Origin of the sequence: Mesorhizobium sp. M1142 (genome assembly GCF_040318565.1) — a bacterium.
GTDB lineage: Bacteria > Pseudomonadota > Alphaproteobacteria > Rhizobiales > Rhizobiaceae > Mesorhizobium.
This window is the reverse complement of sequence record NZ_JAMYMK010000016.1, coordinates 94,735-121,005: the sequence shown is the minus strand read 5'-3', so window position 1 is coordinate 121,005 and position 26,271 is coordinate 94,735. Positions and strand designations below refer to the sequence as shown.

General features: G+C 60.5%; 25 protein-coding genes. 14 read left to right on the top strand and 11 right to left on the bottom strand.

Annotation, left to right across the window (positions count from 1 at the left end):
* Nucleotides 1-47: 47 nt before the first annotated feature.
* Nucleotides 48-1,214, bottom strand: a complete 1,167-nt coding sequence (locus NKH42_RS23505) for a mandelate racemase/muconate lactonizing enzyme family protein (protein ID WP_352509047.1) — start codon at nt 1,212-1,214, stop codon at nt 48-50.
* Between the two features lie 54 nt (nt 1,215-1,268).
* On the bottom strand, nt 1,269-1,979 hold the full coding sequence (locus tag NKH42_RS23500; RefSeq protein ID WP_352509048.1) for a GntR family transcriptional regulator: 711 nt from the start codon (nt 1,977-1,979) through the stop codon (nt 1,269-1,271).
* Nucleotides 1,980-2,187: 208 nt separating this feature from the next.
* Between NKH42_RS23500 and NKH42_RS23495 the strand changes: the two genes are divergently transcribed.
* The 6 genes from NKH42_RS23495 to NKH42_RS23470 all read left to right on the top strand — a co-directional run bounded on the left by NKH42_RS23495 (nt 2,188) and on the right by NKH42_RS23470 (nt 8,656).
* Nucleotides 2,188-3,666 (top strand): ABC transporter substrate-binding protein, encoded by a 1,479-nt coding sequence (locus tag NKH42_RS23495; protein WP_352690537.1) that lies wholly within the window; start codon nt 2,188-2,190, stop codon nt 3,664-3,666.
* A gap of 66 nt (nt 3,667-3,732) precedes the next feature.
* Nucleotides 3,733-4,692, top strand: coding sequence for a carbohydrate ABC transporter permease (locus NKH42_RS23490; protein ID WP_352509049.1), 960 nt, complete (start codon nt 3,733-3,735; stop codon nt 4,690-4,692).
* A complete protein-coding gene (locus NKH42_RS23485) occupies nt 4,689-5,579 on the top strand; it encodes a carbohydrate ABC transporter permease (protein ID WP_352509050.1) in 891 nt (296 codons plus the stop codon). Before NKH42_RS23490 ends, NKH42_RS23485 begins: the two co-directional genes overlap by 4 nt.
* A gap of 10 nt (nt 5,580-5,589) precedes the next feature.
* Nucleotides 5,590-6,687, top strand: coding sequence for an ABC transporter ATP-binding protein (locus tag NKH42_RS23480; RefSeq protein ID WP_352509051.1), 1,098 nt, complete (start codon nt 5,590-5,592; stop codon nt 6,685-6,687).
* Between the two features lie 33 nt (nt 6,688-6,720).
* Complete coding sequence (locus NKH42_RS23475; RefSeq protein WP_352509052.1) at nt 6,721-7,884, top strand: mandelate racemase/muconate lactonizing enzyme family protein; 1,164 nt, start codon at nt 6,721-6,723, stop codon at nt 7,882-7,884.
* 22 nt (nt 7,885-7,906) lie between these two features.
* Entirely contained in the window at nt 7,907-8,656 is a 750-nt protein-coding gene (locus NKH42_RS23470) for a ribonuclease activity regulator RraA (protein WP_352509053.1), read from the top strand.
* On the opposite strand, the gene NKH42_RS23465 is transcribed toward NKH42_RS23470, so the two are convergent.
* From NKH42_RS23465 to NKH42_RS23455, 3 genes are read right to left on the bottom strand one after another with little or no spacing between them, the layout of a single operon-like run.
* Nucleotides 8,657-9,478 (bottom strand): alpha/beta hydrolase, encoded by an 822-nt coding sequence (locus tag NKH42_RS23465; protein ID WP_352974471.1) that lies wholly within the window; start codon nt 9,476-9,478, stop codon nt 8,657-8,659.
* An 8-nt stretch (nt 9,479-9,486) separates the two neighbouring features.
* Nucleotides 9,487-10,974, bottom strand: a complete 1,488-nt coding sequence (locus tag NKH42_RS23460) for an NAD-dependent succinate-semialdehyde dehydrogenase (protein ID WP_352509055.1) — start codon at nt 10,972-10,974, stop codon at nt 9,487-9,489.
* A gap of 18 nt (nt 10,975-10,992) precedes the next feature.
* Complete coding sequence (locus NKH42_RS23455) at nt 10,993-12,219, bottom strand: iron-containing alcohol dehydrogenase (protein WP_352509056.1); 1,227 nt, start codon at nt 12,217-12,219, stop codon at nt 10,993-10,995.
* A 187-nt stretch (nt 12,220-12,406) separates the two neighbouring features.
* Here NKH42_RS23455 and NKH42_RS23450 point away from each other — a divergent pair, with 187 nt between their 5' ends.
* The 4 genes from NKH42_RS23450 to NKH42_RS23435 all read left to right on the top strand — a co-directional run bounded on the left by NKH42_RS23450 (nt 12,407) and on the right by NKH42_RS23435 (nt 14,819).
* The gene (locus tag NKH42_RS23450; protein WP_352753139.1) at nt 12,407-13,108 is read left to right on the top strand and encodes a GntR family transcriptional regulator; all 702 of its coding nucleotides are present in this window, start codon (nt 12,407-12,409) and stop codon (nt 13,106-13,108) included.
* 153 nt (nt 13,109-13,261) lie between these two features.
* Nucleotides 13,262-13,855 carry a DJ-1/PfpI family protein gene (locus NKH42_RS23445; protein ID WP_254819857.1) on the top strand — a complete coding sequence of 198 codons (594 nt, stop codon included), beginning with the start codon at nt 13,262-13,264 and terminating at the stop codon, nt 13,853-13,855.
* A gap of 302 nt (nt 13,856-14,157) precedes the next feature.
* Nucleotides 14,158-14,385: a CopG family transcriptional regulator gene (locus NKH42_RS23440; protein ID WP_352479447.1), complete on the top strand. Its 228-nt coding sequence runs from the start codon at nt 14,158-14,160 to the stop codon at nt 14,383-14,385.
* On the top strand, nt 14,382-14,819 hold the full coding sequence (locus NKH42_RS23435) for a TA system VapC family ribonuclease toxin (protein WP_352509058.1): 438 nt from the start codon (nt 14,382-14,384) through the stop codon (nt 14,817-14,819). Before NKH42_RS23440 ends, NKH42_RS23435 begins: the two co-directional genes overlap by 4 nt.
* 712 nt (nt 14,820-15,531) lie before the next feature.
* Here the strand turns inward: NKH42_RS23435 and NKH42_RS23430 are convergent.
* The 4 genes from NKH42_RS23430 to NKH42_RS23415 all read right to left on the bottom strand — a co-directional run bounded on the left by NKH42_RS23430 (nt 15,532) and on the right by NKH42_RS23415 (nt 18,833).
* Nucleotides 15,532-15,987, bottom strand: a complete 456-nt coding sequence (locus NKH42_RS23430; RefSeq protein ID WP_352509059.1) for a type II toxin-antitoxin system VapC family toxin — start codon at nt 15,985-15,987, stop codon at nt 15,532-15,534.
* The gene (locus tag NKH42_RS23425; protein ID WP_352509060.1) at nt 15,968-16,210 is read right to left on the bottom strand and encodes a type II toxin-antitoxin system Phd/YefM family antitoxin; all 243 of its coding nucleotides are present in this window, start codon (nt 16,208-16,210) and stop codon (nt 15,968-15,970) included. Before NKH42_RS23425 ends, NKH42_RS23430 begins: the two co-directional genes overlap by 20 nt.
* Before the next feature lie 430 nt (nt 16,211-16,640).
* Nucleotides 16,641-17,768 carry an NAD(P)/FAD-dependent oxidoreductase gene (locus tag NKH42_RS23420; protein ID WP_352509061.1) on the bottom strand — a complete coding sequence of 376 codons (1,128 nt, stop codon included), beginning with the start codon at nt 17,766-17,768 and terminating at the stop codon, nt 16,641-16,643.
* Nucleotides 17,769-17,831: 63 nt separating this feature from the next.
* Nucleotides 17,832-18,833: an SIS domain-containing protein gene (locus NKH42_RS23415; protein ID WP_352509062.1), complete on the bottom strand. Its 1,002-nt coding sequence runs from the start codon at nt 18,831-18,833 to the stop codon at nt 17,832-17,834.
* A gap of 100 nt (nt 18,834-18,933) precedes the next feature.
* Between NKH42_RS23415 and NKH42_RS23410 the strand changes: the two genes are divergently transcribed.
* The 4 genes from NKH42_RS23410 to NKH42_RS23395 all read left to right on the top strand — a co-directional run bounded on the left by NKH42_RS23410 (nt 18,934) and on the right by NKH42_RS23395 (nt 23,619).
* Nucleotides 18,934-19,824, top strand: a complete 891-nt coding sequence (locus NKH42_RS23410) for a PfkB family carbohydrate kinase (protein WP_352753137.1) — start codon at nt 18,934-18,936, stop codon at nt 19,822-19,824.
* 134 nt (nt 19,825-19,958) lie between these two features.
* Nucleotides 19,959-20,795, top strand: a complete 837-nt coding sequence (locus tag NKH42_RS23405; RefSeq protein WP_352753134.1) for an ABC transporter substrate-binding protein — start codon at nt 19,959-19,961, stop codon at nt 20,793-20,795.
* Between the two features lie 76 nt (nt 20,796-20,871).
* Nucleotides 20,872-22,401 carry an amino acid ABC transporter permease/ATP-binding protein gene (locus NKH42_RS23400; protein ID WP_352753132.1) on the top strand — a complete coding sequence of 510 codons (1,530 nt, stop codon included), beginning with the start codon at nt 20,872-20,874 and terminating at the stop codon, nt 22,399-22,401.
* 78 nt (nt 22,402-22,479) lie between these two features.
* A complete protein-coding gene (locus NKH42_RS23395; RefSeq protein ID WP_352753129.1) occupies nt 22,480-23,619 on the top strand; it encodes a LacI family DNA-binding transcriptional regulator in 1,140 nt (379 codons plus the stop codon).
* Between the two features lie 1,272 nt (nt 23,620-24,891).
* On the opposite strand, the gene NKH42_RS23390 is transcribed toward NKH42_RS23395, so the two are convergent.
* Nucleotides 24,892-25,260 carry a hypothetical protein gene (locus NKH42_RS23390; RefSeq protein WP_352508008.1) on the bottom strand — a complete coding sequence of 123 codons (369 nt, stop codon included), beginning with the start codon at nt 25,258-25,260 and terminating at the stop codon, nt 24,892-24,894.
* Between the two features lie 252 nt (nt 25,261-25,512).
* Nucleotides 25,513-26,148: a ribbon-helix-helix domain-containing protein gene (locus tag NKH42_RS23385; RefSeq protein ID WP_352753127.1), complete on the bottom strand. Its 636-nt coding sequence runs from the start codon at nt 26,146-26,148 to the stop codon at nt 25,513-25,515.
* Between the last annotated feature and the right edge of the window lie 123 nt (nt 26,149-26,271).

The following is a 26,271-nucleotide window of genomic DNA, read 5'->3' as shown; positions in this document are numbered from 1 at the left end:
CTCGTTTCGGCTTGTCGCCCCGCACCCGGCGCCGGCACAGAGTGTTGCTAGCCCAGCTCGATCTCGTGGGCCTGCAGGTAGTCGCGGTCCATCTCAATACCGAGACCAGGCTTCGACGTCAGCTTGAGGCTGCCATTCGAAATGTCGAGTGGTCTGTCGATCAGGTGATCGTATTTGCCCAGGTTCCACTCCGACGTTTCGAGTTTGTAGAAGTTGGGAACAGTCATCATCACCTGCGCTCCCGCAACCACGTTGATTGGTCCCGCGGCGTCATGTGGCGAGATCGGCACGTAGTAGGCTTCGCACAGCGCAGAAATTTTTTTGAGTTCGGTAATGCCGCCGGTCCAGGTAACGTCGGGCATGATGTAGTCGGCGAGCCTGTTCTCAAGCACCGGCACGAAATCCCATTTCGTGTGGCCGCGCTCGCCCCATGAGATAGCGGTATTGACCTTCTCACGCACCTGTTTGAGCGCGTTAAGGCTCTCGGGCGGGCAGGGCTCCTCAAACCAGTCGATCTGGCCGGCCTCCTCGAGACTCCGACAGAGGCGAATGGCGGTGGGGACGTCGAAGCGGCCATGCGCATCGATGAGAATGTCGATATCGGGTCCTGCCGTTTCGCGGATCAGAGCCGTGAGCTCGGCGGCTTCGCGCTCGTCCTTGCGGGTCATGCTGCCATCGAGGTAGCCGTCCCGCTGTTCGCGGGGCAGGCCATCGGCGCTGCGGCCCTGGTGGGGGTAGGGATCGAACTTGAGCGCAGTGTGTCCGGACTCGACAATGTCTAGAATTTCGCGGACCACAGCCTCCTTGCTGGTGAATTTGGCCTGGTTGGGATGGGTGTAGAGCGCGATCTCCTCGCGTACCGGCCCGCCCAGCAGCTCGTAAATCGGCTTGCCGAGGACTTTGCCCCTGATGTCCCAGAGGGCTATGTCGATAGCGCTCACGCATTCGACGGCGGCGCCGCGGCTTCCCATGTAGGTGAAGCTGCGGAAGATCTTGTGCCAGAGATGCTCGATGCGCGCCGGATCCTCGCCTGTCACGGCGACGCCGATCTGCCGCAGGATCGTGCAGAGAGCGCGGTTGGCGAGCCTTGTCGTGGTGGTGATCTCTCCCCAGCCACTCACTCCCTCGTCGGTCGTCACTTCGACGAACAGGAACTCTCCCCAGTAAGAAGCATCGGACTTGATCAGCCACGGCCGGATGCTCGTGATTTTCATCTCAACTACCTTTGCCTGAAAATAGTCAGCTAACGATGTTCTGGACTGGACATTCTATCCGGCCCGAGCGGCGTTGCGCGCTCGCATCTGTTCCAGAATATGCCGGCCCGAACCCTCGACATGGCGGGAAACGAGTTCGGCCGCCTTGTCGGCCTCTCCCGCCTTCACAAGCGCGATGAGTTCGCGGTGCTCGCGCATGATCGCGGCACGTCGCGCCAGCGTGAAGTTGAAACGACGGCTCACGGCTCGCAGCACTTCGCGATGCTTCCACCAAAGCTCGGCGGCGTGGCGGTTGTAGTGCCGTTGGTACATCACGGTGTGGAAAGCGGTATCCAGCTCACTATGCCTGAATGTGTCGGCGAAATTGTTCTCTTCGATCAGGCCCTGGAGACGTTCGAGTTCGGCGATGTCCTCGCCGGTAGCCATGTTCACAAACCATCGTGTCAGGGCTGGCTCGATCAGAACACCGATCTCGTAGATATCCCGGACAAAATCCTGATCTATGGGTCGGACACGCGCCCCGCGGTTGGCGACAAAGGTGACAAATCCTTCGCCGCGCAACAACTGCAGGGCCTCGCGCACAGGATTGGTCGAAGTGCCGTGACGCCGGGCGAGATCGGTGACGACAAGCCGTTCGTTGGGGGCGAGCCGTCCCTCGATGATGTCTTCCCGGATCAATTCATAAAGCGAGGCGCCCTCGCTGGAGGCTCCGATAGGATCGGTCCCCACCGGGGGCATCGCTTTGAAATCGCTTGTTTCGGCCAAGGCCGGCTCCCCATTTTAATACATACCTTGCCCGATATCACACACGGCTTTCGCAAACAATGTACGATTCTGCGCGTTGACAGGCAATCCATGATCTGAAAACGTACCAAGCGATCGAGCGGATACACTGATCTGAAAGAAGCATCCTCGCGATCGAAACGAGCAAGGACCGCTTTAGGGCGGCATGGGAGAACCAGGGAGGATACCTATGACGAGAATTGCCCTCGGCAGTGCCGTCCTGCGCGGCACTGTCGCCACTGCTTTGATCGCATCCCTGACGTCTACATCGGCGCTGGGTGCACCGCCGGTCGACCTGAGCAAGTGGTCGCCGGAATATGTGCGCTCGATTGCGGGCACACAGGATTTTGACACGGCGGCCGATTGCGCCAAGGTCACCCCCCTCGATTACAAGGGGCGACTGACTTTCTGGTATCAGGGCGTGTTCGAGGGCGACCCCGACCTCCTGCGCCAGTACTACAAGGATTTCTTCGAGACCTTCCGCAAAACCTATCCGAACATCCAGCTCGAGGAACAAGCCCTCACCTATAACGATCTTCTCGACAAGTTCCGCACCGCGCTCCTGGGCAATGCCGCGCCGATGGCGGTCCGCCTGCAAATCCTGGGTGGCACCGAGTTCGCCTCAAAGGGGTATCTGCAGCCGCTCAAGCCAGAGGACGTGGGGTATTCGACCGAGGATTTCTGGCCCGGCGCCATGAAGGCCGTGACCTGGGAGGGCGTGACTTACGGCATTCCGACCAACAATGAGACGATGGCGTTCATCTGGAACGCCGACATCTTCAAGCGTGCCGGCCTCGATCCGAACAATCCGCCGGCAACGTGGGACGACGTGGTCAAGTATTCCAAGCAGATCCACGATAAGCTCGGCCTTGCCGGATATGGCCTCGTGGCTCGCAAGAATGCCGGCAATACGCCGTACCGCTTCATGCCACAGCTATGGGCCTATGGCGGCGGCGTCTTCGACGAAGCGACGCCGAATCCAACCTATGAGCAGGTCCAGCTCGATAGCCCGCAAAGCAAGGCAGCGCTGCAAGCCTCCTACGACATGTATGTTCGCGACAAGTCGGTTCCGGTTTCGGCACTCACCAACCAGCAGGCCGATAATCAGCCCCTGTTCGTCGCCGGCCAGCTCGGTATGATGATCTCGCACCCGTCCGATTACAACGTGATGCTCGACCTGCAGAAAAAGGCGACGGGCACCGACAAGGACAAGGCGCAGACGGTCATCGACAACATGCGCTACGGCCTGATCCCGACCGGCCCCGACGGCAAGCGCGCCGTCGTGTTCGGCGGCTCGAACATTCACATCCTGAAGCCCGAATATGTCGAGGGCGGCAAGGTGGACGAGCCGGCTGCAAAGGCCATCATCTGCATGTGGACGAGCCCCGAATGGTCGCTGAAAATGGCCTACGCCGGCTCGAATCCGGGCAACCTCAACGGCTTCAAGACCAAGTGGATGAAGGAACGTCTGGACAACATCAAGTTCCTCGATGTCACGACGTCGATGCTGCCATACGGCATCCCGTTCCCAGCGCTGCCGCAGGCCCCCGAGATCATGAACATCATCATCCCGGACATGCTGCAGAACGCCCTGACCGGAGCGATGACCGTCGACCAGGCAGCGGACGACGCAGCCAAGAGGGTGAGAGAGCTGATGGGCGGACTCTAGCCCAGACCTGACCGGCTGGGCCGATGGTCCAGCCGGTTCGTTCCGAAGAATAAGGGCACGCCACAAGTGACGATCGTGACCGGCAAGGCCGAGGCTCGCCGAAGATTGCAACCCGGTACCGCCGGCGCGCTGCGGAAGATCTGGCAGCATCGCGCGGACTACGCGTACGTGCTCCCGGCGATCGCGGTGATGCTCATCGTCATCGCCTATCCGATCTACTACACGGTCGAGCTGTCGTTCTTTAAGACACCGCCTGGCCTGCAGCTCCGCGATAAGACCTTCATCGGCTTCGACAACTACACGACCATCCTCACCAGTCAGGTGTTCTGGAAAGTCACCTGGAACACTTTGATCTGGACACTGGGGTCAACTTTCATCTCCTTTGTTCTGGGGTTTGCCACAGCGCTGGCGCTCCACCGCGACTTCATCGGCCGTGGCGTCTTGCGCGCTGTCCTGATCATCCCTTGGGTCATCAGTGCCGTCGCCGCCTCCTACATCTGGAAGTGGATCTACCATTCGGACTTCGGAATCATCGGCGCGGTGCTGGTTGGCCTCGGATTGGCCGACCAGCCGCCGAATTTCATCGACAATGTCAGCACGGTGCTGCCCTCCCTGATCGTCGTCAATATCTGGCGCGAGTTTCCGTTCGCCATGATCATGATGATGGCCGGCCTGCAGACAGTCCCCGACCAGTTGCTGCGCGCCGCAAAAGTCGACGGTGCCAATGCATGGCAGCGCTTTTGGCACGTCACCTTCCCGCACTTGCGCAACGTCTCGGTGGTGACGATGCTGCTGCTCGCGGTGGCCAACTTCAATTCCTTCATCATCCCCTGGATCATGACCGGCGGCGGGCCGTCGAATGCATCGCATATCTGGATAACCCATATTTATGAGCTCGCCTTCGGACGGCAGCGCTGGGGCGTGGCATCGGCCTATTCGGTGCTCCTGTTCCTCACACTGATGACGCTGGGCTACTTCTACGTCCGTGCGTTAAGCGGCAACGAGCGGAAAGAGGGGAGCGCATGAGCACGATTGCCGAGACAGCCCCTCGAGCCCAGGCCCGTCGCCGCATGCGCGTCGACGGATGGCGGTGGGCCGGGCGCATATTCCTCGTGTTCATGCTGCTTTATACCGCGTTGCCGATGATCTGGATGCTGATCACCTCGATCAAGTCCGGATTCGCGGCGACACAATTCCCGCCGCAATGGTGGCCGGACGAACCTACCCTCGCCAGCTACCAGAAACTGCTCGATCCGCAGAACAGCGTCGGCCAGGACTTCCTCCGCTTCTTCTGGAACAGCCTTTTCGTGTCGACCGTCACGACAATTCTTTCGGTGATCGTGGCTGTCCCTGCGGCCTACGCGTTTTCGCGCTTCAGTTTCCCCGGCCGGAATTTCCTGTTCTTTGCCGTGCTGCTGCGCAATATGTTCCCGGCGGTGATCTTTCTCGTGCCACTCTTCATCCTGATGCGCGCCATCGGTCTGATAAACACGCACGGCTCGCTGATCCTCACCTATCTCACCTTCGGCCTGCCGCTGGCGATCTGGCTGCTCAAGGGCTTTTACGACAACATCCCGGTGCAGCTTGAGCAGGCGGCGCGCATTGATGGCGCCACACGGTTCCAGGCCTTCATCATGATCGTGATGCCGCTCTCGACGCCGGGGATTATCGCCACCGCAATCTATTCCTTCATCGGCGCGTGGAACGAGTACATCTACGCCTACACCTTCCTCTCCAAGAACGAGCAGTTGACGCTGCCGGTCGGCATCCAACGCTTCTTCTCGGAAAATACGACGGACTTTCCGGGCCTGATGGCGGCGAGCTTCATGATGAGCGTGCCCGTCGTGGTGCTGTTCCTGGTCCTGCAACGATACTTTGTACGCGCCCTTACAGAAGGCGCGGTCAAGCACTAGGGAGTTGCCGATGGCCCACGTGGTCCTCCAAGATCTCGTCAAGAGCTATGGCAGCTTCAAAGCTGTCAACCACGTCTCACTGACGGTCAATGACGGCGAGTTCGTTGCGCTCGTCGGCCCTTCAGGCTGCGGCAAGACAACCACGCTCAATCTCGTCGCCGGGCTGACCCCGATCTCATCGGGCGACATCATCATCGGCGAGCGGGTGGTCAACGACCTCGACCCCAAGGACCGGGACATCGCAATGGTGTTCCAGAACTACGCGCTCTACCCGCAGAAATCGGTCTACAAGAACCTGGCGTTCCCGCTTCAAATGCGCAAACTCCCCAGGGACGAGATCGACAAGAAGGTCAAGGAAGCGGCGCGAGTGCTCGACATGACGCATCTGCTCGAGCGCAAGCCGCGCGAACTTTCGGGCGGACAGCAGCAGCGTGTGGCCCTTGGCCGTGCCCTCGTTCGCGACCCCGCCGTGTTCCTCATGGACGAGCCACTGTCTAACCTCGATGCCAAACTGCGCGTGCAGATGCGGTCGGAGATCAAGCGTTTCCACCAGGACCTCAAGGCGACGATCATCTATGTGACGCACGACCAGCTCGAAGCCGTGACCATGGCTGACAAGATGGCGGTGATGAATGGCGGCTACCTGCAGCAATACGATTCACCGGCGCAGGTCTTTGCCCATCCGGTGAACATGTTCGTGGCCAGCTTCATCGGCAGCCCGGCGATGAGCCTTATTCCGCTAGAGGCCTCGATGGCAAACGGCAACACGGTGTTGACCGGCGCCGAGGGCTGGCGCCTTGAGCTCTCAGCGCGCAATGCCCAGAAGGTGGCGAAAGCGACGACCCGGAAAGTCGTGCTCGGCGCACGTCACTCGACGATCAAGCTCCACAAGAGTGCGGTACCAGGCAGCGTCCCTGCCAAGGCCTATACGGTGGAGCCGACCGGCGACGTCACCTTCGTTCAGGCGTTCCTGTCCGGCGCCATCGTCAACGTCAGCGTGCCGCCGAACATTGCCGTCGCGCCCGACGAGCAGATCTGGCTCGAGTTCGACCAGGAGCGGATGCATCTGTTCGACGGCGAAACTGAAATGGCCCTCAAGGCCAACTGAGATAGGGCGAATGCGCGTGAAACGTGGGCGTGGATGACTGAGAAGCTTAAGATCACCGCGATCAAGCCCTATCCGGTGTGGGTAGGAACCCGCAATCAGATGCTCGTCAAGATCGAGACCGACCAAGGCATCTTCGGCTGGGGCGAGAGCGGCTTGAGCGGTCGCGAGAGGGCCGTGGCCGGCGCGGTCGAGCACTATCGCGAGTTTCTCATCGGCCGCGACCCGATGCAGATCGGGCGGATCTGGCAGGAGGTTTACCGCAGCCAGTACTTCGAAGGCGGGCGAGTCCTTCAGGCGGCGATTTCCGCCATCGACATCGCCCTTCACGACATCAAGGGCAAGGCGCTGGGCGTGCCGGTCTATGAGCTGCTGGGCGGCAAGCAGCGCGACCGCATCCCCACCTTCGCCTCGACCGGCGACGAGGCCGAAGGCGATGTTGCCATCGAACGGGCGCGCGAGCTTCGCGCACAGGGGTGGCAGGCAATCCGCTTCTTCCCTTTCGGGCAAAACAGCAAGGACATCTTCGAGCCGCGCGAGTCCATCGGCGCTACCGCGAGTATGCTGAACAAGGCGCGCGAGGCGCTGGGCGGCGACGTGGTCCTCGGTCTCGACTATCATCATCGGCTGTCGGTGGCAGAGGCGGCGAGCTTCTGCAACAAGCTCGGCCGCGGCGTGCTTGATTTCCTCGAGGAGCCGATACGGGCCGAGACGCCGGAGGCCTATGAATCACTGCGCACGATGACCGACATCCCCTTTGCCATCGGCGAGGAATTTGCCAGCAAGTGGCAGTTCCTGCCCTACATCGAGCGCGGCATCCATCAGTTCAACCGGATCGATGTCTGCAATGTCGGCGGGCTCACCGAGGCGATGAAAATCGCTGGCTGGAGCGAGGCGCATTATGTGGACCTGATGCCGCACAATCCGCTTGGTCCAGTGTGCACGGCCGCGACCGTGCATCTCGCTGCAGCGGTACCCAACTTCGCGTGGCTCGAGACCAGGGCGCCCGAAACGAAGCTGGGCTTCGACAATTCCGACTTCTTCCCCGTGCAACCACGGCTCGACGGGACCGATTACCCGGTCGGCGATCTGCCGGGGCTCGGCGTCGAGGTCAACGAAGTTGCGGTCCAGGCGCAAAGTCTGCGTTTCTGGGAAGCGCCTCACCTTAGGCGCCGCGACGGTTCTGTTACGAACTGGTAGTTCCATTCAATCGGAGTCCACAATGACGCATACTTCCGACATCATGCGGCCGCCTAAAGACCTGATCGACGCGCTAAGGGAGATCGGCGCCGCGACGGTGGCCGGCACGCTTGGCCACATGGGCTTCCGCAATCCGCACATGGTCGGTCCGGTGGCGCAAAACCACGGGAAATCGATCGTCGGGCCGGCGTTGACGCTGCAGTTCCTGCCGCAGCGGCCGGACCTCTTCACCGAGGGAGAATATGCCGATCCGGAGACGCAACTGCACCGGCACGTGCTCTATCACGCGCAGGAGGGCGATGTGGTCGTGGTCGACGCGCGCGGCGACATGAGCTCGGGCGTCTTCGGCGATATGATGTCGACCTATTTCAAGGGCAGGGGCGGGGCGGGTATCGTCATCGACGGATGCATGCGCGACCGACCCAATGTCGAAAAGCTCGACCTGCCCCTATGGCTGCGCGGCTGGACGCCAAACTATCATGTGCAGACCAGCATCTATCCCAATGCCGTCAACGTCCCGATTGCCTGCGGCGGTGTCACGGTGATCCCCGGCGACATCATCGTCGCCGACGACGACGGCGTGGTGGTGCTTCCCGTCGTAATGGCCCCGAAGGTGATCGAAGAATCACAGAAGCATCACGATTGGGAGGAGTTCTCGCGAGCGAAGCTCATGGAGGGCGGGCCGTTGCAACGCTACTATCCGTTGCATGACGATGCCCGCGGGGAGTACGAGGAGTGGCGCAAAACAAACCGCCCCGAGAACCCGAGTTAGTCAGCAGGCCTTGGCGATCAGTTTTGCCAGGCAATCGGCAGCCTCAGTCCCCGGCACGCCAAGATCTCTTACACTGTCCATGTGGTTGCGGTTCGGGAGCACATGCGACGTTACCAACGATCCCTGCCGCAGCAAGCTTGCTTTGAATCGATCGGCTTGCTGATGGAAGGGTGGCGTCTCATTGGCTCCGACCAGAACCGTCGTCCTGGTTTGACGATCATGCCGATAGGCCAGAGGTGTGAACGTGGCGACTTCCTCGTCGGTTATTCCAATCTCGTTGGCGAGAAAGGAATCCTGGAGCGGCTTCAAATCGTAGAGCCCGCTCAACAGAAGGGCTGCCCTCACATTCGAGGGGGTATGCTCTCCCTCGAACAGAAACGTTGCAAGATGTGCTCCTGCCGAATGACCACTGACGGTCAGGACCATCGGGTTTCCACCATGATCGGCGATGTTGGCCAGGACCCACTGCTTGGCGCTGCGCACCTGGTCGACGATCGTCGCCATTCTGACCTTGGGCATCAGAGCGTAATCAAGAATGACGGCAATAGCCCCGGCCTGGGTAATCGTCGTCGCCATGTATAAATAATCGCGCTTGGAGAACATTCTCCAGTAGCCGCCGTGGACAAAGATGTGCACTGGCAGGGCCGTTCTTTTGCACGCGGGAAAGAACAGGTCCATGGTTTCGGTCGGATCCGGTCCGTAGGCCACGTCAGCGGTCATCGCAATAGTGGCGCGGGCGGCTTCGCTGCGATCAATGAAGTCCTGCACGATTTCGTCAAAATCCGCGACGTGGTCGCGTATACGAAAGGGATCGCCTTGCATTCTTCTGCTCACATGCTGATGGCGAGGTATTTCGCCTCCATGAATTCCGCAATGCCGTGATGCTGCCCTCCCTCGCGGCCAAGCCCGCTCTGCTTGACGCCGCCGAAGGGGGCTGCCGGATCGGACATCAGCCCGCGGTTGAGAGCAATCATCCCGGCCTCGATCCGGGAGGCCACCCGCATCCCGCGCGCCAGATCGCGCGTGTAGATGTAGGCAGCAAGCCCATATTCAGTGTCATTGGCGCGCGCGATGACCTCGGCCTCGGTTTCGAAGCTGGAGATTGGCGCCACCGGCCCGAATATTTCCTCATGCGCCATCTTTGCCTCGCCTGGCACGTCGCGAAGCACTGTCGGAGGGTAGAAGAAACCACGTCCGGCCAGGACTGAGCCGCCGCACAAGACCCGCGCGCCGCGTGCGACCGCGTCGATGACAAGGCGGTCTATCTTCTCGACCGCCTTTTTCGTAATCATTGGCCCGCATTCCGTGTCCGGATCAGTGCCGGGGCCGACCTTGAGCGACGACATCCGCTTTTCGAGGCCATCCGAGAAGGCTTCGTAGATGCCGGATTGCACGTAGAGGCGGTTCGCGGCCGTGCAGGCCTCGCCGGCGTTGCGCATCTTGGCCACCATTGCGCCATCGAGCGCCGCTTCGAGATCGGCGTCGTCGAACACGATAAAAGGGGCATTGCCTCCGAGCTCCATGGAACACGAAACCACATGCCTGGCAGCTTCTGCCAGCAGCGCGCGACCCACACCCGTCGAACCGGTGAAGGAGAGTTTGCGCACCCGCGGATCGGCCAGCATGGCGGCTGTCAAAGACCCGGGACTGGAGGTTGTCAGGACGTTGACCACCCCCGGTGGAACGCCTGCGTCCTGATAGAGCGCGGCCAGCGCGTAGGCGGTAAGCGGGGTCTCACTGGCCGGCTTCAGGATCACCGTGCATCCAGCGGCAAGTGCCGGCGCGATCTTGCGCGTAGCCATTGCGGCAGGAAAATTCCAGGGCGTGATCAGGACGCAGATGCCGATCGGTTCGTAGTCGACCACGATGCGGTTGGTGCCGGAAGGCGCAGTACCGAATTCACCGGTAATGCGAACAGCCTCCTCGGCATTCCAACGGAAAAACTCCGCGGCGTAAGCGATCTCGCCTCTGGCATCCCGCAGGGCCTTGCCATTTTCCAATGCGATGAGAGTAGCCAGCGCTTCCGATCGTTCCGTCATCAGTTCAAAGCAGCGTCGGAGGATCTCGGAGCGCTTTCGCGGCGACGTTGTCCGCCAGCCATGGGCTGCCTTGGCAGCGGCGGCAACGGCGGCGGCCGCGTCCTCCAAGGTCGCATCGGGTACGGCAGCGATGATGGCTTCCGTCGAGGGATCGATAACCGGAATTACCTTGCCATCCGCGGACTGCCGCCATTGGCCGTCAATATAGAGCCCGTGCGAAATTGTGTGGAAGTCGCTGACGCCCTGATCATCCGACAGAACCTGTGAAAACGTGTTCATCTCGATATTCCCGATTGTTTACACCGCGCAGCTGGCGAGGTCGCCATCAAAGGCGGCCTGGACCAGGCGTCGCATGGACCTCAAATCGAATGGCCGTGGGTTGTTCTTGATGAGGCGCTCGATACCGATCGCTTGTTCCGCCGTCCAATCGAGCTTGTCGGCGGGCAGCCCTAGCTCGGCCAACGAGGGGGTGATCCCGATTGCCCCAAACAGGCGACTGACCTCGCCAATGGTCGCGTCGGCCAACTCGTCCGGCGTCCGGCCCTTTCCATCGAGGCAGAGCGCGCTGGCGATCTCGGCCATCTCGGTCGCTGCGGCTGTTCTGTTGTACTTCATGACATACGGCAACATGGTGGCGACACCCAATCCGTGAGGGGTGTGGGTTATCGCGCCGACCGGGTATTGTACGGCGTGCGCTGCCGCCGTGCCGGCCGTCCCGAACGCGCAGCCGGCTGCAAGTGCGCCCATCATCACGTCGGCCCGGGCGTCCTCGTCAGAAGGCCGGCGGTATGCCGTTTCGAGGCTTCGGCCAAGCAGCTTGATCGCCAGCAGGGCGAAATGATCGGTCAAGGCGGTTTTGCCGATAAAGACATGTGTCTGCGGAAGGCCGGGATCAGTTCCGCGCCTGGCGGCGGTGAAGGCCTCGATTGCATGCGTCAGCGCATCGGCGCCTGCGATAGCCGTCAATCCCGGCGGGCATGTCATCGTAAGTTCAGGGTCGCATATGGCTGCGGCCGCGATCAGATAAGGGCTGGAGATCCCGACCTTCAGTGTGCGATCCGGATCCGAGATCACGGCAACCGGGGTCACTTCAGAGCCGGTTCCGGCTGTCGTCGGCACGGCGATCAACGGCAGCGTTGGACCGGGCACCTTGAACTCGCCGTAGTAATCCTGGAGCTGACCGCCGTGGCTGATGAGCAACGCAGCGCATTTGGCCATGTCGAGACAACTGCCGCCGCCAATGCCGATCACCATGTCGGGCGCGAACTTCCGCGCCTCCTCGACGCAGACGGCAACCGTGTCTCGGGGAACGTCGGGTAGTACTCGGTCATGCACCAGCACATCTATCGCGGCGGCTCGCAGCGCCGCGACAGTCTCCGCGAACGAGCCCGTTGCGGCAAAACGTTCATCGGTGCAGACGAGCGCGCGACGCCCGAGCCTGGCCGCGACAACCGGAATGACGTGGCGTTGGCCCTTCCCGAAGAGGATTTCGCGCGGCAGCCTTATGGCAGCGAAAAGGCTCATGACCTGCATCCTATGACGATGTCTGGAAAGGCTGCGGGCGCGGCACGCTGCTCCCCGCAGGGCCACCGCTAGCGCCATTGCTTCGTCTCGTAACGGCGGCATGATATCCTCTATAAAATCGTATAGGATATAGGATTGCATTGGCTCGAGCATCGTGTTAGCAACTCAATGTGTCAAGAGGCAAAACATGCAGGCCATTAACTTACTCGATGCAGACGATACGAACCTCGGCGGCGGGCGTATCCAGCGCTCCAGCAGCCTGGTTGAGGACGTCTACGAAGCGATTTTTGCGCAACTCATGTCGCTGAAGATTGCGCCGGGCTCGCGCATCACGGTCGACAGCCTGGTCAAGGAATTCAACGTCTCCCATACGCCGATCCGCGAGGCGCTCGGCCGGCTCGAGGGCGAAGGCCTGGTGCTGAAGACGCATCTGATCGGTTACCGCGCTGCGCCGCAGATCACGAAACGGCGGTTCGACGAACTCTACGAGCTTCGCCTGCTGCTAGAGCCTCATGGTGCAGCAAAGGCAGCGGTGCTCATGGATGAGGTAAAGCTCGCAGAACTTCAGAAATCCGCCGGCGTCATGGCGCGCCATGAGGGCAAGGACGAGCGTCTGCGGTATTCCAACTTCGCCCGCCAGGATGCCATTTTCCATGACAAGGTCATGGAATTCGCCAACAACGAACTCGTGCGCGAGACACTGGCTCACCAGCATACCCACTTCCACATATTTCGCCTGATGTTCCATTCGCGCGTCACCGAGGAGGCGCTTGACGAGCATGAGGCCATTCTGGCCGCTTTCGCTGCGGCCGATCCTGCTGCTGCCGAGCAGGCGATGCGTCGCCATATCGAGCATTCCCGCGACCGTTTGTTGTTGGCGTTCGACTGAGACTGTCCCGATGTCCCCGTACCCGCCATCGACGATCATCACGCAGGCCAGTGCCAACGAAGACTACTTCCCCGATTCGGCCTTCTAGAAACTCAAACCTGCCGGGCGAGTACAGGTCTCGCCCGGCCCCGTTGTCACAGGAAAGGAAGTACCATGCCAGGCAAAAAGATCCTGATGCTGACCGGTGAATTCACCGAGGAATACGAAATCTTTGTCTACCAGCAGGCTATGGAAGCGGTGGGCCACACTGTTCACGTCGTGTGCCCAGACAAAAGCGCCGGAGACCTGATCAAAACGTCGCTGCACGATTTCGAGGGCGATCAGACCTACACCGAAAAGCTCGGTCACTATGCACTGATCAACAAGACCTTCTCCGACGCCGAGAAGCAGCTGGAGCAATACCACGCTGTTTACTGCGCCGGCGGTCGTGGGCCCGAATACATCCGCACGGACAAGCGCGTGCAGGCGATGGTGCGTCACTTCCACGAAAGCAAGAAGCCGATTTTCACGATCTGCCACGGCGTGCAGATCCTGATCGCGGTAGATGGCGTCGTGCGTGGCAAGAAGGTCGGTGCACTGGCGGCATGCGAGCCGGAGGTGACGCTTGCGGGCGGAACCTATATCGACCTGTCTCCAACGGAGGCATATGTGGATGGGACGATGGTTTCGGCAAAAGGTTGGACGGCGCTTGCTGCGTTCATCCGCGAATGCCTGAAGGTGCTGGGAACCGAAATCCGCCACGCGTAGACCTTTGCTCCGACGCATCTCAAAGGGGGGTGCGTCGGTCCTTGCTGCAGCCTCCGTAGCTTCTGCCGATAGTCTCCCGAGCTGATAAGCTTCCGGAAGGCACGTCCCTTAGGTAGCGCGGCCATAACGGTCCTTTCGGCCCTGCGCAACTTTGTCGGGAGTCAAAGTATGAGGGAATCCGGACAACTCATCTGCTTACGACGCTACGAAGTCGCACCGCTGTCGGAAGTCGCACAGCTTGAGTATCCGACGTCGCTATTCTATATGATGCGTGATGTTTGATGCGCACCAAGGAGGGCGATATGAGAACCACACTTGCGATCGATGACGATGTCCTGGTCGCGGCCAAGGCCATCGCCCAGCAGCAGGATCGCAGCCTCGGCGAGGTCATCACCGATCTCGCACGGCGCTCGCTGCGCCGGCCTCAAGCCGGCGGCGAGCGTAACGGGATTCCTCTTCTGTCGCCTCGGCCGGACGCACCTCCTGTCACGCTTGAGACGGTCAACGCCTTGCGAGACGAACTGCCTTGACGTTCCTGCTCGACGTCAATGTGCTGGTCGCGCTGATCGATCCTGGCCACGTCGCCCATGACGACGCGCATGGCTGGTTCGAAGTGACCGGTAACGCCGCATGGGCTACGTGTCCCATCACCGAAAACGGCGTCCTGCGCATCGTCGGCAACCAAAGATATCCCAATTGTCCCGGCTCGCCCGCCGTCGTTGCGCAAATCGTTAGCAAGTTGCGGACTCTGCACGGGCACAGCTTCTGGCCCGACGATGTGAGCCTGGTTGGCTCTGGCAACATAGATGCAGCGAAAATCCTGACCTCGGCACAGGTCACCGACACCTATCTTCTCGCGCTCGCCAAGGCGCGTGGCGGCCAGCTTGCAAGCTTTGACCGCAAGCTGCCGGCGGCGGCCGTGAAGGGCGGGAAGTCTGCACTCCACCTGATTCCCACAAGGTAGACCACCGGGGTCTTTGTGTCTGTTCCCGCAGTTGAGATAGGCGTAGCCGCGCAGCACCATCAGGCTGTTGCGCTCAGGCGCAAACGCGCGACCGTTGCTCGAAGGCCCGATTGTCTCGATATGCCGCCTCTCATCGAAAGCGGTTGTTCTTGGGCTCCAGAAAGCCCGGCTCGGATTCTACACCGCGGCCACGATCCAAGGTCGCCTCAGCGTCGTTGGCCGGCTCGCGCTTCTTTCTGTTCCGGCCGCTTTTCCGGCGCCGGCCGTTTCGATGCTGCGCTCGCCGACAGTTGGATACGTGTGGATCGTCCCGACGCGGCTTGTGTCTGCCACGCGACTGCTTTGTCGCCGATGGTCCAATGGGTCGGCTTTACCACGCCGGCCTCGTCGAAGTGATGAGGCGGCATGCCAGCAGCATCTGGCCCCCCAGCATTGCAGCCACCCTTGGCCCGCATATCGGCGCGTTATCGAACTGCCAAGGTCGCTTGTGCCCGTTTCTTTCCGCAAATAGGATTTTAACCGGTTTTCCGGGCCGACCGGCGGTCAAGCGCCTCTGGGCACAAAATGCCTTCCTAGCCAGATGGGGCAGGTTCCCAGGGCGCGGGCGTCGTCGGTCAAAGTTCGGCCAGAAACTTGCGGCGATCCAGGGGCAGCACGGAAACGAGAGACTTTGGCACGTCGAACAACATTGGCAGGTGGTCGAGCGAAGAGGTCAGTTGCCATTCGCGAGCGGCCCCAGAATTCGGACTCCCTGGCCGCGCGCGGCAAATGCGAGCTTACGATCGAGGGTGGCCAGGGGCAACTCGGTTTCGATTGCCAGCGCAAGATAGGCGGCGTCATAGACGCTGAGCCCGTGCGAAGCCGCTAGGCTCAGCACCGCGCCGTCCGACCCGCCGCCCGCGTCCTCTAGCGGCAATCGGCGCAGCCGTGCCATGGTGGTGGCAGCTTCGCCCGCCGCGATGCGGCCACACCGCTCGGCAATCAGTACGACGTTCCGCGCCTCGTGCCAGAACAGAGAAGGGACAGGCGCCCTTGTTCCCGGCAATCGTCGCATCAGGGCGGCCGCCGCCTCGCTGTCTTCATCAGGAAGAATCCAGGCAGCCGCCATGGAAAGGTCGACAACGAAAGGCATCACACGATGATCGCCATCAAGCGCGGCGCCCTTCATCGCGCCAGGCCCGAATTTCGTCCTGCGTCACGGGCTTGGCGCGGGCCCGGGCAGCGCTGATCTCTTCGATCACGGCTTCGACATCGTCGCGCCGTTGAATCCGCGACAGTTTAGCGATGGGATCGTTGCCGCGCGAAATAATCACCTCCTCGCCTGCTTCGACTCTTGAAAGCAGTTCCGAGAGATGCGTCTTGGCCTCGCCAACTTTCACCGTGATGGGCATTTTCTGTCCTTGTACACGTCGGGGCCCCTCGCGGCGAGCCGTGTTCATTGCCGTTGAGCTGAGTGTGGATTGCCCGACAATCGCTGTACACAACAATAGGCGCAATGCTGACGCTTGGTCAATGCTTGGTCAAGTCACTAGGCCTGGACATTGCCGACCCCTCGCAGACCGCAAGGCGGGCCGTCTCTCAACAAGGTGAAGTTGTTCGTTCTGGTGGAACGGGGCTTCTGATCGTGCGCGGTTATCTGGTTTTCGAAGATGCGGAGGCTTGCAACTTGTCGCGGTCAGCGCACTCCAATGGATCGCGAGTGGCCATCTGACCATAAGACGACGACCTGATCACGCGATCCTGTCACCCCTCTCTCGGTAAGGGCAAGATTCCCCAGGCCCGCGGCCCATCTGGACGGTTCGGCCTTGCCCAATTGCCCTTTCAGTTGAAACGATTAGGGCGGAACGTTGCAAGCATGGGATGCGGATTGCCTGAGGCGATTTCTTTGGCAAGCAATTCGCCGACGATCAATCCAAGCGTGGCGCCGCTGTGGCTAAAGGCGACGTGAAGCCCGGCAACGGTCTCGACGGAGCCAAGCACTGGCTCGCCATCGCCGGGGATCGGCTTCGGGCCAACTGCATAGGTAGCGAGTTGGAGCCGCGGATTGCCCTCGAGCACCGCACTAGCCTCCTCGAGCAGTCCTTTGACGGTCTTGTCGTGCACGGTGTAGGTTCCGTCGGAGTTGACCATGACTTCTTCCTCCGACCACGCCGAATCCAAAACAAGTGCGCCATCCGGCGTCGGGCGCACCGCCACGCGGGGCGTATTCAGCACGGCACGGAGCTCGGTCTTGATCGGCTTGGTTTTCAAGAGAAGTGAAATCGGGGTGGCATCGGGGACATGAACTCCGACCGTCGCGAGCATGGCGGGCGTCGCTGGCCCAACGGCAAGGACCACCGCATCCGCCTTTAACGGCATACCGTCGGCAGTGACGACGCCACGCGCGCGACCATCTGTGGCATCTATCCGCACGCGTCCAGCGTTCTGCACGAGTTTGCCGCCGCGGGAGCGGAACTCATTGAGCAGCAGATCGATCAGGCAGGGCAGGTCAACCCATCCTTCGCCAGGATTGAAGATGGCACCCTGCGGGGTGATGGCGCTGGCGTTGACGCCGGGCGCCACTGCGCCGACTTCGGCAGGGCCGAGCAGAAGCGCGTCATACCCGATATCCTGCTCCAGCTGGCAGATGGACGCGATCTGGTTCGCCTCGTCATCCGCATCCCAGGTGAGGCCGCCGTCAAAGCGAAGCCAGGCCGCCGTTTCCGGCCTTGTGGCGGCCAGGGTCCGATAACGGTCGATGCCTGCAAGCCTCAGGCGGTGGTAGGCAGTGTCCGCACGTCGTGCTGAGTTCAGCCAGGAAAGTGAACGGCTGGATGCGCCATTGGCGGGCGCGCCGTCGTTGACAATGGTTACATCAACGCCAAGACGAGCGAGGTGCAACGCGGAAGAGATGCCGAAGATGCCCGCGCCGATAACAACGACATGGCGCGGCTTTGGGAATGCAGTCATAGAGAAATCCTTCTTCGCAGAAGACGGGCTGGAGTTGTTAGATCGCTGCAGAGCGCGGCGGAACTAGTAGTCCGTTAGCTTCTTCATGTAGCGCCGGCCCTCGAGCATCGGCCGGCCGCGCAGACCGGCCAGCTCGTAGGCAAAACGCCACAGAGTGTCGAAGAAGACCAAGGGCACGAGATAGGGTTTGATGCGATTGGACATACCGCTGAGGTCGAGTTCCGCTCCATCGAGCACCAGGGTGTTTTCCCGGCTGCCGTACTTGACAAGGAAGTCGCGGGCGCGTTCCGTGAGGCGCCTCGTTTCGTCCAAGCCCAACATCACGACGAAGCCGGCATCCTTGTCCACCACCTCAAAGGGGCCATGGAAAAACTCGTTGGCGTGTATGGCCTGCGAGTCGTACCATTGCATCTCCATCAACACGCAGATGGCGTAGGAATAGGCCGCGCCATAGCTGGCACCGCTGGCAAGTGTGTAGATCCCCTTGCGCGGCGCGAAACGGGGTGCAAAGGCCCGAAACCGGTCGGCATAGATCCGGTGCGCACGTTCGATGGCCGGCTGAAGATGGCTCAGGCTCATCAGCAGGTCGGCGGTTAGCTTGGCATCCTCCCGAGCATCGATCAGGCCAGCGAGCAACATATAGAGCACGCCGTAATTGCTGTAGGCCGCATCGATTGCTTTGCCCGTCGTGTAGGATGCCTGGTAGGCTACCGGGTGGTCGACCGCCCGCGCGAGGGGCGATGTTTGGTCGAGCGTCATACCGATTGTCGTTGCGCCTCGGTGTTTTGCGTGATTGGCCGCCCGCACGGTCTCCGTGGTGGTTCCTGTCTGCGAACAAAGGACAACGAGCGTGTCAGGTCCCAACCGTCGCGGATCTCGGCAGACGAACTCATCCGCGTTGTAGATGTCGCAGGCGAATGTGCCGCTGTGACGGTCGACGAAGTATTTGCCTGCCATCATGATCGAGAGCGAGCCGCCGCACGCCACGAGGAATAGGTGCGAAAATCGCTTGCCCGTCGTAGCGGTCAGGGCGCGTTCCACGTCGGCGGGCAGGGCGGAAATCATGAGCTTCCTCGTCTCGTTGACAAGCTTGGCCGGGGGCACAATTGACAGATAGTGGTGATTGTGCGAACGTTCTCATATCCTTTAAACTGAAAGTCATGCAATGGTCAAGATTGCCGCGATGGGTGATAACGTGGTCGATTGTTATCTTGCTCGCGGCGAGATGTTCCCCGGAGGAAACTGCCTCAATGTCTCGGTCTATGTGAGCCGCTTCGGCGGGCAGTCGGCCTATGTTGGAGCGATCGGCAAAGACCGGGCCGGGGACCTGATCTGCGCTGCACTGGCGTCGGAACGCGTGGACGTCACCCGATTGCGTCGCCTCGAAGGGTCGACTGCCTACTGCCTCATAGGTCACCGAAACGCTGATCGGATTTTCCTGGACTTCGACCTCGGCGTCTCGATGTTCACGCCAACGCAAGAAGATCTGGATTTTCTCTCGGGCTTTCAGGCCGTCCACATCGGCCAATCCAGCGGGTTAGACCCGTGGGTTGCCGCGGTATCGAGCAAATCCCTGTTATCTTACGATTTTTCTACACGGCGGGAGCCGGGACACCGGCGCGAGATTGGGCGCTATTGCTATCTGGCCTCCGTCTCGGGCGACGGTCTCAACGACGATAAATTGGCTGCAATCGTATCCGAACTGCTTGCATGTGGTTCAAAATGGGTTCTGGTGACTCGAGGTCGAGCTGGCGCGGTGCTTCACAGCGACACCGTCTCCTACAGCACCCCGGCGCGGCTGGTCGAACCCGTCGACACCCTGGGCGCGGGCGACACCTTCATCGCCAGAACGCTATTCGGCCTGCTTAAGGAAGAGGTGCCTCAAGACATTCTCGGCCATGCCGCGGAGGCGGCGGCCGCTACCTGCCAGTACTACGGGGCGATCGGCCACGCGACAGCAATCGAGTTAGGAAAGATGACGCCGGAGATCCTTCGCGGAGCTAGGCACGCTCAAGACTGGAAACCGTCTAGCAGCGAAATTCTCCGAAGCAATTGACGCGAGAAATGGACAATGCTAGTGAAAATGATAACGTTCTCACCTATCTGACCAAAACGCCACCTAAGAGCGTTTAAATGAGACGTCGAGTGGGATCGCAGGGCCGAGTTCGGCCAATCGTAAGAGGAGAAGACATGCAAACGAATTCGAGCAGGCGCCAACTGGTGAAATCCGGTCTGGCGCTGACGATCGCGCTGTTGACAGGACTTGGCACGTTGGCCTCGTCAACGCAGGCAAACGCGGCCGACAACCCCTACAACCTCATCGACCCGACGGTGATCAGCGTCGGAACCATGGGCGATGCGAAACCCTACGTCTTCACCGACGCCAACGGTAATTTCACGGGCTTCGACGCTGAACTCTTCCGCGACGTAGCGCGCCGGCTCGGGTTCAAGGAAGAGCAGGTCGTTTTCACCGGGCAGGAATTCTCGGCGCTGCTGCCATCCGTGGCCAACGGCCGCTTCGACGTCGCTGTCGCCGCCATTGGCACGACCGCGGAGCGCAAGAAGACCGTGGATTTTGGCGACGGCTATCTCGCCGGCTACCTGTCGATCATTTCGGCTGATCCGGCACTGACGAGCAATGAGAGCACCGCCGGAAAGCGCATCGGCGTGATCCAGGGAACGCTGCAGGAAATCTATGCCGAGAAGAATCTGAAGGGCGACATTGTCAAATTCCCCGACAACAACACTGCGGTGGCGGCGCTGAATAACGGGACGATCGATGGCCACTTCACTGATTATGAGTCGGCCAAGCAGTATGTGGAGCGCTATAAGAACCTGAAGATAACAATGAACGTGCCGTCCTTCGATGCGCCGGCCGGGTTCGTGGTCAAGAAAGGCAACGATGCCTTCCGCGAGGCGCTCAACAAGGCGCTGCGCGAGGCCATGGACGATGGCACCTGGAAACGGCTGCATGAGAAGTGGTTCCCGGGCACTCCGATGCCCGATCAATATCTGCCCAAGAAGTAAATTCGCGCGTATTCATTTTCGTTTCCGGCCGGGCCCGTGAGCAACGGTGCCCGGCCGAGTTATAGATGGACTTGATATGAGCTGGTTCGATACCTTCGCCCGCAGCTTCCTTGATTTCCAGGCGATGGCAGAAGTTCTGCCAAACATGGTGATGGTCGGCCTCAAGAACACTTTGATCCTGGCCCTTGCCTCGACGTTTTTCGGGACGCTGATCGGTATCGTCCTCGCAGTCATGGGGATTTCGGAGAACCGGCCGCTGAAACTCCTTGCGCGGGTCTACACCGATATCTTCCGCGGGCTTCCTGCTATTGTCACGATCCTGATCATTGGCCAAGGCTTCGCGCGGTTGGGCCGAGATCTGTTCGGTCCATCGCCTTATCCGCTGGGCATTCTGGCGCTCAGCCTGATCGCCGGCGCCTATATCGGAGAGATTTTCCGCGCCGGCATCCAGAGCGTCGAGCGTGGTCAGATCGACGCCACCCGCACTCTCGGTATGACGTACGGCCAAGGCATGCGCCTGGTGGTGATCCCGCAAGGCATCCGCCGCGTCCTGCCCGCACTGGTCAACCAGTTCATCGGTAACGTCAAGGACTCCAGCCTGGTCTATTTCCTTGGCCTTCTCGCCTCCGAACGCGAACTGTTCCGCGTCGGCCAAGACCAGGCCGTGCTGACCGGCAACTTGTCACCGCTGTTGCTGGCCGGCGTGTTCTATCTCGTGATCACGGTGCCGCTGACCCACCTCGTCAATTACATCGACGCGCGCATGCGCGTCGGCAAACGTATCACCGCTGTGCAGAGCGGCCTCAAGGAAGTCGCCGAGCTTGCCGAGGCGGTCGTGCCGGGCGCAGCGAAATTGCCCGCAGCGGCGCCCACCCGCTTCAAGGGCGGCGGCATCGAGGTCAAGAATATCGACATGGCCTATGGCGCCGTCCAGGTGCTCCATGACGTCAGTCTGAAAGTGGAGCCCGGGACTGTCACCTGTCTCATCGGGCCGTCCGGCTCGGGCAAGTCGACCTTGCTGCGTTGCCTCAACCGCCTCGTAGAGTGTCGAGCCGGTGACATTCTACTCGATGGCGAAAGCATCTACAAACAGACCCCTGACCAACTCCGGCGGCGCGTCGGCATGGTTTTCCAGCAGTTCAATCTGTTTCCCGACCGCAGCGCGCTCGCCAACATCACCCTGGCGCTGCGCAAAGTTAAACGCATGTCGCGCGAGGAGGCTGAGGGGGCGGCCTTAGCGAGGCTGCATGAAGTCGGACTGCTGGAGCGCAAAGACCATCGGCCGGCCAATCTCTCGGGCGGGCAACAGCAGCGGGTAGCCATCGCGCGCGCCCTGGCCCTCGAACCCGAAATTATGCTGTTCGACGAAGTCACCAGTGCGCTCGATCCGGAATTGGTCAAAGGTGTCCTGAACTTGATGGCCGACCTCGGACGGGGCGGGATGACGATGGTCGTCGTTACACACGAGATGAACTTCGCTCGCAAGGTCGCGAACCAGGTCGTATTCATGGACGAGGGGCGGATTGTCGAGGCAGGACGACCAGAGGACCTTTTCGACAATCCGCAGAGTCCACGTCTTCGGCGCTTTTTGTCAGAGGTGCTGTGATTGCAATGGTGTGCGCAACGGCGGCTGTTGCGGTGTTCGGCCTTGCGGGGCTGGCTTAACTGCCGCTAGGTCGCCGTCATGCGCGCGCGTGACGGCGGGGTTTGCCGAGTGACTCAAAGATCGTCGAAAAATGCAACTATCATAGAGGTCGCTCGCCGGGCCGGGGTGAGTTCCGCCACCGCCGGGCGTGTCCTTGGTGGCTACGGCTACAGCAGCTCCGAGGTTCAGGAGAAGGTGCGCGCCGCCGCAGCTGCGCTGGGCTATCGCCCCAATCGTCTGGCCAAAGGCCTGATCACCGGTAAGACGCAGACTATCGGAGTTGTGGTTGGCGACATCGAAAGCCCATTCTACGCCAGCGTGCTGCGCGGAATAGGGGATGTCGCGCGCCGTGGCGGCTTCGGGGTAATCGTCACGAATAGTGACGAAAATGCCGAACTCGAGCGAGAGGCGGTGCAGCTCCTGCTGGAAAAGCAGGTCGACGGTTTAGTTGTCTCGTCGACTTTCGTGGACGAACCGGATCATCTTCGTGAGGCAGTCGCAGCCCGCTGTCCCGTCGTGCAGTTTGACCGCATGGTCGCGGGCCTGGAAACCGATACAGTGGTGGTCGACAATGTTTCCATAACGCGTAGCAGCATCGCGGCGATGATCGGCGCCGGACACAGCCGCATCGGAATTCTGGCGGAGCTCGGACCGGGCCAACGCGATGATGTTGGCTCGTTTGTGGCAAACGCCGATCTCTCCAGCGCTGATATTCGCTATCATCATCCAAGCTGGCAAAGGCTATTGGGTTACCTCGAAGCCCATCGCGCTGCGGGCATTACACCGGATCCGCAGTTGATCCGCCGCGTGGCGATCTATTCTAGCGAGGCGGCCCGCAAGGAGGCACTCGACCTGCTGACAATGCGCAATGCGCCGTCCGCCCTGTTTACCGCCGATGGCATGATGTCGACAGGCGTTCTGGAGGCGACATCGGCACTGAAGCTTGCGATCCCGGGAAACCTTTCGCTGCTTTGCTTCGACGATCTCGACTGGATGCAATTCGTCGCCCACGGCATCACAGCCATCGCGCAGCCAGCACAATTGATCGGAGCGGCGGCGGCGGAGCTTCTCTTGAGGAGGTTAGGGGAGGCCAGTTTGCCTTTCGAGCACCGTGTGCTGGCGGCCCGCTTGGTGGAGCGTAATTCAATTGCGGTTCACCGCAACCGCGAGGCCGTCTGATCTCCGGCCGCGACGGTCTGGCTGGAGCTGAATTGCAGCGCGTCTATGCCGAGGTTGAGGCCATGCACGGATATTGACGTGTCGTATGTCTCTTCGCTTGCCTACAACAACATCGGCCATCGGGATCGGCTCGGCTGAATGACAGCCCAGGCGGACTGCTGGGCACGACTACTACTGCTTGCGATGCCTCGGCGTAAGCTGCGCAAGAAAACGGGTGAGAACATCCGGGTTCCGATTGCGGATCTCGATGTCGCTCTTGCGCCGGATTGCGCCGCGTACAAGTCTGGCGCCGAGATAGCGGAACGGCTCTGGAGGCAATGCCAGCCGCCGGTCGATGCCGACAAGACCGCTGGCGCTCCGCCGGTCCTTGCGCTGAGCACCAGACTGGCGAGCACGCGGCCGCCGATGGGCGTCTGTGCAATGCCGGTTCCGTTGAAGCCCATGCCATAGAAGATGCGGGATGACCGCGCAGATGATCGAAGACGGGAACATGCTCGGGCGCGAGCTAAAGCGATCTTAGCTATGCCTCAGAGTCCTGTCGGATCCGCCAACAATTCGCAAAGTGTTCGGGGTTCCAGTCGGGAGGCCGCCAGCGGCTAATCACCCAATCGAGGGATATAGCTGCGGTGCCTACAGCACGAGCTCCTTTTTCAAATGCACCAGTTCATTTTTTTGCAAAATTCGCGTGAAACAGCCGCTGTCGCCAGACAGAACAGCCCAAGCGAGCCGGCCCCAAGCCGCGCGGGAGCGTTCAAGCCGTTTCCTGTAACGGAGCATCGCGCGCAAAGCTTCGCCGCAGCCAATCGAGAACAGCATAGAGACCGAACTTGTATGCGTGCGAACCCAAGGTGCGGCGAACATCAAAGCTGCGGCATCTTGATGGAAATGGGACCCAATGGTCCGTCTGCAGGGGTAGCCAATAACTTGCCAAGGCTGCGCTGTTGACGGGCTCAGGTCTCGTATCGAAAGAGCCACCTGGATTTACGCCGATTTTCTTCGGCGACGGTATGGTGATCAGGTGATCAGGTGATCAGCCCATTTGCGCGAGCGGAAATCCAGGAGCGCTTCGGCTATTCCAACACGGCAAGCGTTGACAGCAGAGAGAGTGAGTTTGAAGACGCAGACTTCTCGTCGCAATGTCGTCTGGGTTCAACGCTCAATCGACCACGCTCAGCAGTGAAATTGCGGCAAGTGGTCTCAAGACAGTTCCACTGTCAGTGGCAGGCCGGGTGTCAAGATCGCCTTCTGAGTCATCGGACGAGGCAACACTCGCTAATTCGAATTGGCGGGCGCGGAGGAATACTGGTTTTTGCCTGTTGCCCTTGCTCGGCCCCGCCAATGCGATCCGTCGGGAAGTTTAGCCGATAATTCGCCTTGAGTCAGTGCGGCGATAAGTAGAGAGCAATCGAGTTCCTCACGGAACGGAACCTTCAGGTCACTCTGAGCTGCCATCCGAAGCGATCTCAATCTTGCTGTCTTCTCGGTGCGTTCGGCATGCTCAGCTTCGGCAATGACCTTCGCGGAGCGGATAAGCTTTCTATTTTCCAGCCAACACATGTGTTCGATCCTGCAAAATTTCTTCTTGGAGCTTGCCGCAGCTTTTCCGCGCGTTGCGCGGCGATCAGCCCAGTTCGGATCCAATTCCGCTTTTCCGCTCGCTAAGCCCTCTCTGGCGCCAATACGTCGTCATGCCCTCTCTCTTCGAGGTTGTCGCCCTTCATTGTAATGAATTCGGTTGATTGGTGATGGTGCCGCTCCCGCCAAACGGCGCGGGCCGTTGGCTGGCAATAGCGGTCGGGCCTAATCGAAGTCTCGCAGACAGTTCCTATTCGCGCAAAATGACACGAAGCATCTTCTGCCCGAATTGAGCCTCGCTCGCCGGGAGCGGCAGCTCTAGCCGTTGACGAACGCCATCAGCAACTCCGGTTCGGGTACGGGCGCCCGTACTATATTCAATTGACCTCTATACCGAAGTTCGCCGGCCCCGATGACAAAGCCGCTGGCGATCGGTACTTCGCCGGCGTCGAGTTGGGCAAAGATGTCGGCGACATTAAGATCCAGCGCCAGCTTGAGATTTAGTCGTGCATCATTGTTTGCTCCGATCGGCAACTGACGCTTGACTAATTGCTGGAACGAAGCATTGAACGTCAGGATCTTCTTCGATGACGCCAAGGCAAAAGCGGGCGAGGGGCAGGCAAGCAAGATGGCATTGATCGTCCTGATCGATGCAAGCTTCCGCAGGACGATGTTTTCATCGGCGAGCCCGTTTATGCAAGCCACCCGTATCGCCGATGTCAGGTTACCAGTGTTGGTCGCACTTTCGGCGATCTCCTCGATCAGCATGCCGATCGTGCATTTCCTACTTTCAGCCATCTGCTTCAGAGATATCCAAAAAGCCTTTTCCAGACGGATGCCGCGGCGTATGCCGCCACGCGCGACCACCCGGAATTCCAGCCCGAAATCCTCTTTCGTGATCGTTAGAAGCAGCCGATCACGATTGGTGGGAGGAGAGGTGGCGATATCGCTCACTCATGATCTCCTGACGCCTTGATGATCGGCTTCAAAAGGTAACTCAGAGTCGTATTGCGACCCGTCTCGATGTCGACTGAGCACATCATGCCCCCGAATGACCGAATAAGTCTTGCCTCCCTT